11 protein-coding genes are annotated in these 13,327 nt (G+C 74.2%); 8 read left to right on the forward strand and 3 right to left on the reverse strand.

What is annotated here, in order from left to right; all coding sequences use genetic code 11:
* Window positions 1-28: 28 nt before the first annotated feature.
* On the reverse strand, window positions 29-946 hold the full coding sequence (locus tag RAN62_RS33820; protein ID WP_305788907.1) for a CAP domain-containing protein: 918 nt from the start codon (window positions 944-946) through the stop codon (window positions 29-31).
* A gap of 278 nt (window positions 947-1,224) precedes the next feature.
* On the opposite strand from RAN62_RS33820, the gene RAN62_RS33825 reads away from it, so the two are divergent.
* Window positions 1,225-2,451 carry an acyltransferase family protein gene (locus RAN62_RS33825; protein WP_305788908.1) on the forward strand — a complete coding sequence of 409 codons (1,227 nt, stop codon included), beginning with the start codon at window positions 1,225-1,227 and terminating at the stop codon, window positions 2,449-2,451.
* Between the two features lies 1 nt (window position 2,452).
* On the opposite strand, the gene RAN62_RS33830 is transcribed toward RAN62_RS33825, so the two are convergent.
* Together RAN62_RS33830 and RAN62_RS33835 are read right to left on the reverse strand one after the other, a co-directional pair.
* On the reverse strand, window positions 2,453-3,112 hold the full coding sequence (locus tag RAN62_RS33830) for an SDR family oxidoreductase (protein WP_305788909.1): 660 nt from the start codon (window positions 3,110-3,112) through the stop codon (window positions 2,453-2,455).
* Window positions 3,113-3,155: 43 nt separating this feature from the next.
* Window positions 3,156-4,028: a LysR family transcriptional regulator gene (locus tag RAN62_RS33835; RefSeq protein ID WP_305788910.1), complete on the reverse strand. Its 873-nt coding sequence runs from the start codon at window positions 4,026-4,028 to the stop codon at window positions 3,156-3,158.
* Between the two features lie 68 nt (window positions 4,029-4,096).
* On the opposite strand from RAN62_RS33835, the gene RAN62_RS33840 reads away from it, so the two are divergent.
* From RAN62_RS33840 to RAN62_RS33870, 7 genes are read left to right on the forward strand one after another with little or no spacing between them, the layout of a single operon-like run.
* Window positions 4,097-4,588 carry a chemotaxis protein CheW gene (locus tag RAN62_RS33840; protein ID WP_305788911.1) on the forward strand — a complete coding sequence of 164 codons (492 nt, stop codon included), beginning with the start codon at window positions 4,097-4,099 and terminating at the stop codon, window positions 4,586-4,588.
* Entirely contained in the window at window positions 4,585-5,967 is a 1,383-nt protein-coding gene (locus tag RAN62_RS33845; protein WP_305788912.1) for a CheR family methyltransferase, read from the forward strand. Before RAN62_RS33840 ends, RAN62_RS33845 begins: the two co-directional genes overlap by 4 nt.
* Window positions 5,964-6,494, forward strand: coding sequence for a chemotaxis protein CheW (locus tag RAN62_RS33850; RefSeq protein WP_305788913.1), 531 nt, complete (start codon window positions 5,964-5,966; stop codon window positions 6,492-6,494). Before RAN62_RS33845 ends, RAN62_RS33850 begins: the two co-directional genes overlap by 4 nt.
* The gene (locus RAN62_RS33855) at window positions 6,494-7,960 is read left to right on the forward strand and encodes a methyl-accepting chemotaxis protein (RefSeq protein WP_305788914.1); all 1,467 of its coding nucleotides are present in this window, start codon (window positions 6,494-6,496) and stop codon (window positions 7,958-7,960) included. The genes RAN62_RS33850 and RAN62_RS33855 overlap by 1 nt, the downstream gene beginning before the upstream one ends.
* A complete protein-coding gene (locus RAN62_RS33860; RefSeq protein ID WP_305788915.1) occupies window positions 7,957-10,020 on the forward strand; it encodes a hybrid sensor histidine kinase/response regulator in 2,064 nt (687 codons plus the stop codon). Before RAN62_RS33855 ends, RAN62_RS33860 begins: the two co-directional genes overlap by 4 nt.
* Window positions 10,017-11,081 (forward strand): chemotaxis-specific protein-glutamate methyltransferase CheB, encoded by a 1,065-nt coding sequence (gene cheB / locus RAN62_RS33865; protein WP_305788916.1) that lies wholly within the window; start codon window positions 10,017-10,019, stop codon window positions 11,079-11,081. The genes RAN62_RS33860 and cheB overlap by 4 nt, the downstream gene beginning before the upstream one ends.
* A complete protein-coding gene (locus tag RAN62_RS33870) occupies window positions 11,078-13,036 on the forward strand; it encodes a response regulator (RefSeq protein ID WP_305788917.1) in 1,959 nt (652 codons plus the stop codon). Before cheB ends, RAN62_RS33870 begins: the two co-directional genes overlap by 4 nt.
* Window positions 13,037-13,327 lie beyond the last annotated feature (291 nt).

Below are 13,327 nucleotides of genomic sequence, written 5' to 3' on the forward strand. Positions count from 1 at the left end.
GGTGGCACGAAGCCGGGAGGGCGGAACCTCACTGCGGAGTGGCGAAATCCTGCACCCAGTAGGGCGTACGGTCCGGCGCGAAGGCCAGACCGAGACCGACCTGCTGCAGCTTGCAGTCCATGATGTTCTCGCGGTGCTCGGGGCTGTTCATCCAGCCCTTGACCACCTCGTAGACGCTGTCCTGGCCGCGCGCGATGTTCTCGCCGTAGCGCTTCCAGCGGTAGCCGGCGCCCTCGACCCGCTCGCCGGCCATGTCGCCGTTGGGGCTCTCGTGGGCGAAGTAGCCCCGGCGGGCCATGTCGGCGGCGTGCTCGTTGGCCGCCCGGATCAGCCGCCGGTCGGCGCTGACGCCGCCACAGCCGCCGTCGCGCCGGTTCTGGTTGACGAGCTCGAGGGCCTGGCGCTGGACGTCGCCGCGGGGATCCGACGACAGCGCCTGGCTCTTGGTCACGTCGCGGTGCGCGGCGGCCGTGAGCGATCCGGCCCCGGGCTCGGCCTGCTGGGCGGCGGCCCGCTGCGGTTGCTGGGCCGGGCGCTGGAACGCGGCCGGCCGCCGCGGGCGCTCGACCGGGGCAGCGCCGGCCGGCTCGTCCGACGGAGACGGCGCGGGGCCTCCGGGCCGCCTGGGCGTCCGGGTCGCGGCGGCGGAAGGCTCGCCATCACCAGCGGGATCGTCCCCGGGCGAGGGATCATCCGCAGCAAAGGATGCCGGGCCGCGATCGTCCGCAGCAAAAGAAGCCGGGTCGCGGTCGTCCGCAGCAAAGGAAGCCGGGTCGCGGTCGTCCGCGGGCAGCTCCGGCAGATCCGGTACGTCGTCCATGGCACCGGCCGCGGGGATCGCCGGCAGGTCCGGAGCAGTCTCCGCACCGGCCGTGGTGGCGACCATGACTCCGCCGGCCAGCACCGCCGACACCGCGACGGCCACGACGACAGCGGGCTTGCGCATGCCGTAGTTCCCTTCGTTGTCCTCGTCGGTGGCACGCCTGGCGCCACCCTCGACGGGGTCCAACGCGGCGAACCCGGCGGGGTGACTACTGGATCATTTCCGGCCCCTCGGCGAGAAACCGCGTAACATGCGCGCTGACCTGGACAAACCTCGAACGGCCCGACGCACAGTCGCACCGGCAAAAGGGACGCTTCATCCGTACGGGGTAACCCGGCCGGGCCCTCTTGCCGACCGACCGAACGGTCCCGCCGCCCCGGCGCCGTGGCTACCGTTCCACGGTGCGCAACCGCTACCTGGACCTGCTGAGGGCCGCCGCCATCGCGCGGGTCGTGGTCTACCACCTGTTCGGCTGGCCGTGGCTGTCGATCCTGCTGCCCGCCATGGGCATCATGTTCGCGCTGGCCGGGTCGCTGACCGCCGCCTCGCTCGACAAGCGTGCGGCCAAGGCCGTGGTGACCTCCCGCGTGCGCCGCCTGCTGCCCCCGTTGTGGCTGCTGGGGGCGATCGCCGTCCCGGCCATGCTGTACGCCGGATGGGAGGGCGAGTCCCCGTACAGCTGGAAGCTGGCGTTGTGGATCCTGCCGCTCGGTGACCCGCCCGGCAGCACGGCCGGCATCGACGTGTGGGAGCCGCTCTGGTACATCCGGGCGTACCTGTGGTTCGTGCTGCTGACCCCCCTGCTCTACGCGGCGTGGAAGAAGGCGTCGTGGGCGCTGGTCGCCGTCCCGATCCTGCTGCTGGCCGGACTGGACAAGACCGGCTTCGAGCTGCCGTTCGGGCGGGCGGACGCGGCGATGTGGGACTTCGTCACGTACGGGGCGTGCTGGATCGCCGGCTTCGCCCACCACGACGGGCGCCTGCACCGCCTGCGCGGCGGCGTCGTGTATCCCGTCGCGATCGTTCTGGGTGCGCTGGCCCTCTACTGGTTGCACGGTCACCCGGGCGAGGGCGGCTGGGACCTCAACGACGTGCCGGAGTCGCAGGCGCTGTGGTCCCTCGCCTTCGTGCTGGTGGTGCTGCGCTGGCAGCCGGACATGACGTGGCTGGCCTACCTGCGCCCGGCCGACCGGACCGTGAGCCTGCTCAACAACCGCGCGGTGACGATCTATCTGTGGCACAACATCGCCATCGCCGCCATCTGGCCGGTGCTGACGCTGCTCGCCCTGGACGACCTCGGCGGCGGCATGGAGGGCCCGGTCTCGCTGGCGATGACGCTGGTGCTGACGGCGCTCGCGGTGCTGCTCTTCGGCTGGGCGGAGGACCTGGCCGCGAAGCGCCGCCCGCGCCTGTGGCCGGCCGCCGCGACACCCCGCCCGCCCCGCGAGCCGGTCGCCCCCACCCCGGATCCCGCACCGGCGGCCCCGGTTCACCCGGACGGCCCGCCGCTGTCCGAGCGCACCACGATCAATCTGCACCCCGGGCCGCCGCCGGTCAGGGAGGAGCCCCGCGACCCCTACGGCGAGGAGCCCGTGGTCTCGTGGTTCGGCGACAGAGACCGCCGGTGACCTATTTCAGGACGCTGCCGCCGTCGACGAGCGCCACGGTCCCGGTCACGTAGTCCTGGTCGAGCAGCGCCACGTACGCCTTGGCCGCGTCCGACGGCTCGGCCACCCGTCCCAGGAGCGTGCCCGCGCCGAGCCGGTCGAGCAGCCCCTCCGGCGCCTGGGACCACAGCGGCGTCCGCACGATCCCGGGGGCGACGACGTTGACCCGGATCGGCGCGAGCTCGATGGCGAGCGATCGGGCGGCGGCGATCACGGCGCCCCCGATCGTGGACCCGAGCAGCCGGCCCGGGCCCCCGTGGAACGCGGCGGCGCCGGCGGTCAGCGTCACGGATCCACTCGCGCCGAGGGTCGGCAACGCCAGCCGTACGGCATCCAGCGCCCGGAACAGCCGTACGTCGAAGAAGTCCCGCGCCCGTACCGGGTCGTACTCCGTGATCGGCCCGCTGACCAGCTCGTCGCCGGCGGTGTAGACGAGGTGGTCGAAGGCGCCGGCCGCGGCGAAGAAGGCGGCCAGCGACGCCGGCGAGGTGACGTCGGCGCCGGACGAGCGGGATCCCACGGTGACCCGGGCGCCGGTGGCCGCCGCGGCCTCGGCGACGGCCCGGCCGATGCCGCTGGAGCCGCCGAGGACGATGACATGGGATGCAGCACTGAGTGACATGCGTCCAGCCTCGCGGCCTCGGCCGGGCCACGTCCAAGACCGATCAGGCGTCAGTTGATGCCGCATCGGCATGAGCCGCGCGCAGCAGCCCGGGCCCGGCGGCCATCAGCTCGCGCAGTACCGGCGACCGGCGGCGGGCGTCGGTCACCAGGCAGACCTGCGCGGGCGGCAGGTCCCTCACCCGCGCGAACGTCACGTCCGGCCGCCGGTAGTAGCGGGTGGCCGACTCGGCGATCACGACGACCCCGCGACCGGCGGCGACCTGCTCGAACTTCTCCTCCACGGTCGGCGTGACGGCGCAGCTCGCCGGGAGCGTGACCGGGCCGGGCCAGCCGGGCACGGCCGCCGCGGGCTGGGCCAGCGCGTCCCCGGCCAGGTCGGCCAGGGAGACCTCACCCTTCCCGGCGTACGGGTGACCGACCGGCAGGGCCACCGCCCGCGGCTCGGCATAGAGGTCCACCACGGTGAGCCCGTCGTCGTCGAACGGCCGCTGGGCGAGACAGGCGTCGAACCGGCCGTCGCGCAGGCCGGTGAGCTGGTCGGTCCACGAGGTGCGCAGCATGTCGACGCGCAGCCCCGGGAAGCGCCGCTCCAGGTGGCGCACCACCGGGGTGAGGATCGACCCGGGCAGGAAACCGATGGTCAGCGTCTGCCCCTCGCGTACCCGGCGTTGCAGGGTCTCGGCCGCCCGCAGCAGGCCGGGGGCCTCCCGCAGGAGCCGCTCCCCCGCGGCCGTCAGGCGAGTGCCGGAGCGCGACCGGTCGAAGAGCGTGACCCCCAGCTCGCGCTCCAGGGCCGTGATCGCGCGGCTGAGCGCCGGCTGGGCGAGGTGCAGCGCCTCGGCGGCCCGCCCGTAGTTGAGGGTGCCGGCCAGCGTGACGAAGTACCGCAGCCGGCGCAGGTCCAGATCAGCCACGGGGAACGACGATAGCCGAGTGAAACAATCTCGCCATAAACGACTGATTTGCCCGCTAGCCTGAGCGAATGGTGCAGCCCGGACAAACGGCTACCGCCGCGACCGGTGGGCCGGGCGAGGCGTCGGCCCTGGTCTTCCGGGCCGGCACGCTGCTGTGCGCGCTGCGCCTCGACGAGGTCATCGAGACGATGCGGCCGCTGGCCACGCATCCGCTGGCCGGCACTCCGCCCTATGTGAGCGGGATCTGCATCATGCGCGGCCTCCCCACGCTGGTCGTCGACGTGGCGCGGCTGCTCGGCGGCGGGACGGCGGACGTCACGCGGTTCGTGGCGGTGCGGTCCGAGCGCGGTCCGGTGGCGTTCGCGACGGGCGAGATCTCCGGGGTCCGGGCCGTGGCGGCGGATCCGCAGGCCCGGCACGAGGCGCTGCTCGGGGACGCCCCGGCGCGGCTGGTGGCGGCGGTCGGCACGATCGACGCCGAGCCGGTGCTGCTGTTGCAGAGCATGCGGCTCGTACCCGACGAGGTGTGGGCGGCCGCGGCCGCGGCGGGGTCGCCATGATCGCGCAGGCGGGGGTGCCCCGCTTCCGGCGGGTGCTCGCGGCCCGGCTGGGCTGGAACTTCGACGACAACGACGCCGGCCACCTGGGTCAGGTGCTCGGACGGCGGGCCGAGGCGACCGGGTACGGCACGGACGTCTATCTGGACCGGCTCGGGACCGGCGACTGGGACGCGGAGACGACCGTGCTCGCCGAGCTGCTGACCATCAACGAGACGTACTTCTTCCGGCACGCCGAGCAGTTCCGGGCCCTGGCCGAGGTGGCGCTGCCCGAGCGGATCCGCGACCGGGAGGCGCACCGGGTGCTCCGGATGCTGTCCGTCGGATGCTCGTCGGGCGAGGAGGCGTACACGCTGGCGATCGTCGGGCGGACCGTCCAGCGCGATCCCGGCTGGACCGTCTCCGTGCTGGGTCTCGACGCGAGCCCGGCGGTGCTCGCGCGGGCCGAGGCGGCGCGCTATTCCGCGTGGTCGCTGCGGGAGACACCGGACGGCGTACGCCAGCGCTGGTTCCGCCCCGACGACAGCCACTACGTGCTCGACGAGCGGATCCGCCGGGCCGTGCGGTTCAAGCTGTGCAACGTGGCCGAGGCGGACGATCCGGTGTGGCGCCCCGGCCAGTACGACGTCGTCTTCTGCCGCAACCTGCTGATGTACCTGACGCCCGAGGTGCAGGCCGGGCTGATCCGGCGGATGACGGACGCGCTGGCCCCGGGCGGCTTCCTCTTCCTGGGCCACACGGACACGCTGGGCAGCCGCCCCGAGGGGCTCGAGCCGCAGCACACCCACGGGACGTTCTACTACCGGCGGGGTGCGAGCGGGGCCCCGGCACCGAGGCGGGAGCCGGTGGTGGTGCACACCCCGGTGATCGAGCCGCCCGAGCCGGAGCCGGACCGCCGGACGTACGACCGCGCCTACACGCTGCTGCGCGACGAGCGTTTCACCGAGGCGCTGGCCGTGCTGGTGCCCCGGGACCGGCGTGACCATCTGCTGCGCGGCGTGCTGCTGGTGCAGGCCGGGCGGCTCGACGAGGCGGAGACGGACGCGCGGCGGCTGGTCGCCTCGGACGGGCTGGATCCCGACGCGCACCAGCTGCTGGGCGTCTGCGCGGAGGGGCGCGGAGCGGACGCGGTGACGGCGGCGGAGCAGTACCGGCTGGCGGCGTACCTGGACACGGGCTTCGCCATGCCACGGCTGCGGCTGGGCCTGCTGGCCCGGCGCCGGGGCGACAACCGCTCGGCCGCCGGCGAGCTGGAGCAGGCGCTGGTGCTGCTGAACCGCGAGCGCGAGGACCGGATCGTGCTGTTCGGCGGCGGGTTCGGCCGGGTCGCCCTGGCCACGCTGTGCCGCACCGAGCTGGACGCGTGCGGGGTGCGCCGGTGAGCCCCGAGGTCCGGCAGCGGCTCGACACGCTGCGCACGGACTTCGACCGGTCGTTCGCCGAGCCCGCCCGGCGCCACGAGGAGCAGTTCGCCGAGCTGCTGGCGGTGCGCGCGGGCGGGCGCCCGTACGCGCTGCTGCTCTCCCAGGCGTCGGGGCTCTATTCCGACAAGCCGGTGACGCCGTTGCCGGGGCCGCAGGTCGCCCTGCTGGGGCTGGCCGGTTTCGGCGGCGCCACCGTCCCCGTCTACGACCTGGCCGCCCTGCTCGGGCACGCCCAGCCGGAGCGTCCCCGCTGGCTGGTCTCGGCGGCCGGGTCGCCGCCGCTCGCCCTGGCCTTCCACGAGCTCGACGGGCACTACCGCATCACGACCACCGAGATCGTGGGCGCCACCGGCGGAGCCGGGCGCGAGCTGGTCAGCGGCATGGTCCCGCTGCCCGGCGGCACCCGCCCGCTCATCGACCTGCCGGCGGCGCGGGCCGTGGTGCACCGCCTGACCGGCCACACCGACGTACGCGAGGAGCACTGATGGCACGGCGCACCTTCGGCAACAAGCTCGCGCTGAGCTTCGGCATCACCGTGGCGCTGACCCTGGTCATGGGCGTCGCGTCCGTGGGCGCGCTCACCCTGGTGGTGAACGCCAAGGACGACGCCATCAGCCTGGCCTCCGGCGCGCTGGTCGACGCCGAGCACCTGACGACCAAGGCCGAGACCCGGATCGGCGACTGGCGGCTCTATCTGCTGACCGGCTCGCAGGAGAACCTGGACCAGGCCGACGCGGACCGGCAGGACTTCCTCGACATGCTGGCCAAGCTGCGGTCGACGCTCACCGACCCGGCCGCGCTGTCGTTGCTCGCCACGGTCGCCGCGGCCGAGGAGAAGCACGCCGCGGCCCTGCAGACCGTCGCCGAGACCCGGGCCAAGCTGACCACCTTCGCCGATGTCGGGCAGCTCAACGCCACTGCGGTCGGGCCCCTGCGCGACGAGCTGCGCAGCGCGATCGCCGCCCTCATCGGCCGGGTCCGTACGGACGTCGAGGCCGCCCGCGAGCAGTCCTCCACCCGCGCCACCCAGTCGATCGTGATCATCGTCGTGGTCGGCCTGCTGTCGATCTGCTTCTCGGCGGCGGTCGCGTGGCGGCTGAGCCGGGACCTGCGCCGGGAGGTCGGCGCGGCCGTCGGGCACATCCAGAGCTCGTCGGCGCAGCTCGAGGCGGCCGCGTCGCAGCAGGCCGGGGGCGGCCGCGACCAGGCCAGCGCCATGAACGAGATCACCACGACGATCAGCGAGCTGCTCATCACCTCGCGGCAGATCGCCGACAGCGCCCAGCGGGTGTCGCAGATCGCCGAGGAGACCTCGGACGCGGCCCGCACGGGTGACGCCACCATCGACCAGACCCGGGCGTCGATCGCGGCGATCCGGACCCAGGTCGACCAGATCGTGCAGCACATGCTGGCCCTGGGCGAGAAGTCGCAGCAGATCGGCAGCGTGGTGGACCTGGTCTCCGAGCTGGCCGAGCAGACCAACATCCTGGCCATCAACGCGACCATCGAGGCCAGCGGGGCCGGGGAGTGGGGGCGGCGCTTCGCGGTGGTCGCCGAGGAGATCCGCAAGCTCGCCGACCGTACGGCCGGATCGGCCAAGGAGATCCGCGCGCTCATCGAGGACGTCCGCGGCGCGGTCAACACGACCGTCATGGCCACCGAGATCGGGGCGAAGTCGGTCGACGCGGGCGCCCGGCAGTTCGACGACGCCACGAACTCGTTCCGGCGCATCGCCCAGCTGGTGGCGACCACGAACGACGCGACCCGCGAGATCGAGCTGTCGACCAAGCAGCAGACCACGGCGGTCGAGCAGGTCAACGTCGCCGCCTCCGACACCGCCCGGGTGACCCGGGAGACCGAGGCCAGCGCGGTGCAGACCCGCCAGACCGCGGCGCACCTGTCCAGCCTCTCCGGCGACCTGCTCGAGCTGGTGGGCACCGGCCGGTCATGAGCCAGGACCCGTTGCGGTACTTCCGCGTCGAGGCGCGCGAGCTGGTCGACCAGATCAGCGCGGGCGTCCTCGACCTCGACCAGCAGAGCGGCACCGAGCCGGTGGCGCGGCTGCTGCGGTTCGCGCACACCCTCAAGGGCGCCGCGCGGGTGGTGCGCCAGCAGGAGATCGCGGACCGGGCGCACGCCTTCGAGGAAGTGCTGGTCCCGCACCGCGACGAGGACGCGCCGCTGGCCGCCGAGGAGCTGCGCGAGCTGCTGCGGCTCAACGACGAGATCGAGTCGTACGTGGCCGCGCTCGAGCCCCGGGCCGAGCCGCCCGCGCCTCCCCCGCCGGTCGTCGAGCCGGTGCCGGAGCCGCCGCCGGAACCCCGGCCGGAGCCGGCCGCGCCCGCCGCGCGCGGGGCGACCGCCGACGTGGACGAGCTGCTGGACGCCATCGGCGAGGCGCACGCCCGGTTCGCGCCGCTGCGCACGCGGGGCGCCTCGATGGAACGGCTGCACCGCACGGCCGAGTCGCTCGTGGACCAGCTGCGCGTGGGCCGGGCCCCCGCGGAGACGACCCGGGCGACGGCGGCCCGCCTGGCCACCGACCTGCGCACCCTGGGCCGGCAGCTCACCGACACCGTCGAGCAGGTGGAACGCGAGCTCGACGAGGTCCGCGGCCGGGCCGAGCGGCTGCGGCTGGTGCCCGCGTCCAGCATCTTCACCGCGCTGCACCGGGCCGTGCGCGACGCCGCCGACGCCGAGGGCCGCCGGGTCCGCTTCGAGGGGCGCGGCGGCGACCTCCGGATGGATCCGCAGGTCCTCACCCTGGCCTCCGGCGCGCTGCTGCACGTGGTCCGCAACGCCGTCGTGCACGGGCTGGAGGACGAGTCGACCCGCCTCGCGGCCGGCAAACCCGCGGAGGGCCAGGTCGTCGTGACGGTCGAGCGCCGCGGCCGCTACGCGGCGTTCAAGTGTACGGACGACGGGCGCGGCTTCGACCTGGCCGCCGTGCGCCGGACGGCCGAGGCGCGCGGGCTCCTCACGCCCGGCAGCCCGGATCCGGGTGAGGCCGTGCTCCTGGATCTCGTCCTGCACGGCGGCATCAGCACCCGGTCCACCGTGGACGAGGTGTCCGGTCGCGGGATCGGGCTCGACGTGGCGCGCGACGTCGCGGACCAGCTCGGCGGCGACGTGACCGTCCGGTCCGATCGGGGCCACGGCAGCACGGTCGAACTGGTCCTGCCGCTGGCGTTGCTCGCCCTGCACGGGCTGGTCGTGGAGGCGGCGGGGACCGTGGCGACGGTACCGCTGGACGCCGTGCGTACCTGCCTGCGGCTGGAGCCGGACCAGGCAGCGGCCGCGGCCGTGACCGGCAAGCTCGCCCACGACGGCACCGCCCTGCCCTTCCTGCCGCTGGCCCGCGCGCTGTACGCGCGCACCGAGGTCCTGGACACCGGCAGCCCCGGCGTGGCCGTCGTCGTCGCGGCCGACGGGGTCGCGGTGGCCGTGGGCGTGGACCGGCTGACCGGCACCTCCACCCTCGTCCTGCGGCCTCTGCCCGAGCTGGCGCCGGCCGCCCCCGTGATCGGCGGCGTGTCCATGGACCTCGACGGGAACCCGCAGCTCGTGCTGGACGCGCAGGGCCTGGTCGCCGAGGCGGCCCGGCCGGGCACCGGCGTGGCCCCGCCCCAGAAGGCGCCGGAGCGGCTGCCCATCCTCGTCGTCGACGACTCGCTGACCACCCGGATGCTCGAGCGCAGCATCCTCGAGTCGGCGGGCTACGAGGTGGACCTGGCCGCGTCCGGCGAGGAGGGACTGGAGAAGGCGCGCGCCCGCGAGTACATGCTCTTCCTCACCGACATCGACATGCCGGGCATCGACGGGTTCACGTTCGTCGCGCAGACCCGGGCCGACCCGCAGCTGGCCCACGTGCCCGCGATCCTGGTCAGCTCCCGGGCCAGCGCCGAGGACCGGGCGCGGGGCGCGGCGGCCGGCGCCGGGGCGTACGTGGTCAAGGGCGAGTTCAACCAGGAGGAGCTGCTCGCCCACATCCGCCGGCTGGTCCCGGCATGATCCGGGTGCTGCTGGTCGAGGACTCGGCCACGATGCGCGCGCACCTGCGCGAGTCCCTCGCGGCCGACCCCGAGTTGCAGGTCGTCGGCGAGGCCGTGGACGGCGCGCAGGCCGTCGAGCTGGTCGGGCGGCTGCGTCCCGACGTGGTGACCATGGACATGATGCTGCCCGCGATGAGCGGCCTCGAGGCGACCGAGCACATCATGGCCGAGTACCCGACGCCGATCCTGGTGGTGTCCTCGGCCGACCGGCGCGAGCTGTTCACCACCTACAACGCGCTCGCCGCCGGGGCCGTCGACGTGATGGAGAAGCCGCGCGGCGACGCGTCGGACGCCGGCTGGGCGCTGCGGCTGTGCTCGGCCGTCCGGATGGTGTCCCGCATCCGCGTCATCCGGCATCCCCGGGCGCGCCTCAACAGCAGCCGGGCGGCCCGGGTGGATCCCATGCCCACACCGGCGCCGCTGACCAAGGCCGGGCTCGGCGTGGTCGCCGTCGGCGCCTCCACGGGCGGGCCCGGGGCGCTCACCGACCTGCTGCGCGCGTTCCCGCCCGGCTTCCACACGCCGGTCCTGTGCGTGCAGCACATCGCGTCGAGCGAGCCCTTCGCCGTCGCCTTCTCCGACTGGCTCGCCGGGCACAGCGGCCGGGCGGTCAGCTATGCGGTGGACGGCACCCCGGTCAGCGCCCTCGGCGGCCGGGTCGTGCTGGCGCCCCCGGACCGGCACCTGCTGGTCCGGGACGGGATCCTGCGGCTGAGCGACGCCCCGCCCCGGCACTCCTGCCGGCCCGCGGTGGACGTGCTCTTCGAGTCGGTGGCCACGGAGTTCGGCCCGGCCGCGGCGGGCTGCCTGCTGACCGGCATGGGCCGCGACGGCGCCCAGGGACTGCTGCACATGCGCAACGCCGGCGCCGTGACCTTCGCGCAGGACGAGGCGAGCTGCGTCGTCTACGGGATGCCGCGCGAGGCCGCCCTGCTCGGCGCGGCCATGTACGTGCTGCCGCCGGCCCGGATCGCCGCCCGGGTGGCCGACATCGCCGCGGCACCGGGGGTGCGGCGATGACCGCTCCGACCGTGCTGATCGTGGACGACAGCCTCACCGTACGGATGGACCTGCACGAGGCGTTCGAGAACGACGGCTGCACCACCATCCTCGCCGCCGACGGGGCCCAGGCCCGCGCGGCCTTCGCCACGGGCGGCTTCGACATCGCCGTGCTCGACGTGCTGCTGCCCGACGCCGACGGGGTGGAACTGCTGCGCGAGCTGCGCGCCACGGCCGGCGGCGACGACGTCGTCGTGATGCTGCTGTCCAGCGAGGCCGAGGTCGCCGACCGGCTGCACGGGCTCAACACCGGCGCGGACGAGTACGTCGGGAAGCCGTACGACGCGGGGTATGTCGTCGCCCGCTCCCGGCAGCTGCTCGCGAACCCGCTCCCCGCCGCGGCGGGCTCCACGACGGTGCTGGTCATCGACGACAGCACGACCTTCCGCGAGCGGCTGCGCGAACTGCTCGAACCCGAGGGGTACGCCGTCATCACCGCCGCCTCGGGCGAGGAGGGCCTGCGGACGGCCGCCGACCGGCGCCCCCAGGCGGTCATCGTCGACGGCGTCATGCCCGGCATCGACGGGGCCACCGTGATCCGGCGGCTGCGGCTGGACCCGGCCCTGCGCGACACCCCGTGCCTGCTCATGACGGCGGCCGACGACTACGCGACCGAGGTGCAGATGCTGGAGGCGGGCGCCGACGCGTTCGTCCGCAAGCAGCAGGACCTCGCCGTGGTCATCGCCAAGCTCGCCGCCGTCCTGCGCACCAGCGCCGAGCAGCTGCCGATCGAGGCCACCGGCAGCCTGCACGGGCCGGGCAAGGTGCTCGTCGTGACCCCGCACCGCGACCTGCTGACCGGCCTGGGCGACGCCCTGCGGGCCGACGGGTACGACACCGTGGCCGCCGCCCACGGCGACGACGCGCTGGACCTGCTGGCCGCCCAGCCGGTCGACTGTGTCGTCCTGGGCCTCGACGACGATGCGCTCGCCACCTGCCGCCGCCTCAAGGAAGTGCCCCGCATCGGCGACACGCCGGTCGTCATGACCGGCGACCAGGAGGACGCCCTCCTGGAGTGCCTGGCCGCGGGGGCCGACGACTACGTCCGCTGGACCGCCGGCGCCGACGCCCTGCGCGCCCACGTCCGCTCCCAGATCCGCCGCAAGCAGTCCCTCGACGAGAGCCGCCGCATCCGCGAGGAGCTGATGCGCCGCGAGCTCGACGCCGCCGCCGAACGCGCCGCCCGCCAGCTCGCCGAGACCCGCGCCGCCCTGGTCGAGGAGCTGGAGTGGCGCAACCGCGAGCTGGAGGCCTTCAGCGGCTCGGTCTCCCACGACCTGCGCGGCCCGCTCCAGGTCATCAGCAGCTTCGCCGAGACCATGCTCGACGAGGACGACGAACCGCTCGGCCCCCAGGCCCGCCACCGCGTCCAGCGCATCCACGCCGCCGCCGGCCGCATGGCCGACCTGGTCGAGTCGCTGCTCATCCTGGCCCGCGCCAGCCGCGGCGACCTGCGCCGCCGCCGCTTCGACCTCACCGCCACCGCCTGGCAGGTCGTCCACGAGGTCGAGGCCCGCGACCCCACCCGCAAGGTCGACTTCCAGGTCGCCGACACCATGTCCGCCGACGGCGACGAGGGCCTGGTCCGGGTCATCCTGGAGAACCTGATCAACAACGCCGTCAAGTTCACCCGGAAGGTCGAGCACCCGGTCGTCGAGATCGGCTGGACCGGCCCGGCCGAGAGCCCCCGCTACTACGTCAAGGACAACGGCGCCGGCTTCCCGTCGGGCAAGGCGATCGAGTTGTTCCGGCCGTTCGCCCGCCTGCACAGCGCGGCCGACTTCCCGGGCACGGGCATCGGCCTGACCACCGTCCACCGCGCCGTCGAACGCCACGGCGGCGAGATCCAGGCCGAGGGCGAGGACGGCCGCGGCGCCACCTTCTGGTTCACCCTGCCGCCGGTCCGGAAGCCATAGCTTTCCTGCTACGCCCGGCCGGGCGCGGTGTGCCGGTCGTGGCCCCTTCGGCGATTGTTGTCCTCTCGTTCGCATGACCCAGGCGCATTGTGGTACGAGACGATCGTCACGATTCCCGGCATGATCAGAAGCGAATCCGAGTCGATGTTTTCCGGGCCGGGCGGGGACAATTACCGGCATGGGGCAGTTGCAGATGTTCTCGGCGGCGCAGGTGGCTTGCATGCGCGATCGGACGAGGTCGCGCACCCATTCTCCCGAGCGTGACGAGTTCCGTCGTGGCCACGAGGTCAG

Origin of the sequence: Symbioplanes lichenis, assembly GCF_030709675.1 — a bacterium.
In the GTDB taxonomy this organism is placed as follows: Bacteria; Actinomycetota; Actinomycetes; order Mycobacteriales; family Micromonosporaceae; genus Actinoplanes; species Actinoplanes lichenis.

Bases quoted from the DNA above. Each gene is read 5' to 3' on its own strand.
- RAN62_RS33820 (WP_305788907.1), bottom strand. From the start codon at position 946: ATGCGCAAGCCCGCTGTCGTCGTGGCCGTCGCGGTGTCGGCGGTGCTG.
- RAN62_RS33830 (WP_305788909.1), bottom strand. From the start codon at position 3,112: ATGTCACTCAGTGCTGCATCCCATGTCATCGTCCTCGGCGGCTCCAGC.
- RAN62_RS33840 (WP_305788911.1), top strand. From the start codon at position 4,097: ATGGTGCAGCCCGGACAAACGGCTACCGCCGCGACCGGTGGGCCGGGC.
- RAN62_RS33845 (WP_305788912.1), top strand. From the start codon at position 4,585: ATGATCGCGCAGGCGGGGGTGCCCCGCTTCCGGCGGGTGCTCGCGGCC.
- RAN62_RS33855 (WP_305788914.1), top strand. From the start codon at position 6,494: ATGGCACGGCGCACCTTCGGCAACAAGCTCGCGCTGAGCTTCGGCATC.
- RAN62_RS33860 (WP_305788915.1), top strand. From the start codon at position 7,957: ATGAGCCAGGACCCGTTGCGGTACTTCCGCGTCGAGGCGCGCGAGCTG.
- cheB (WP_305788916.1), top strand. From the start codon at position 10,017: ATGATCCGGGTGCTGCTGGTCGAGGACTCGGCCACGATGCGCGCGCAC.
- RAN62_RS33870 (WP_305788917.1), top strand. From the start codon at position 11,078: ATGACCGCTCCGACCGTGCTGATCGTGGACGACAGCCTCACCGTACGG.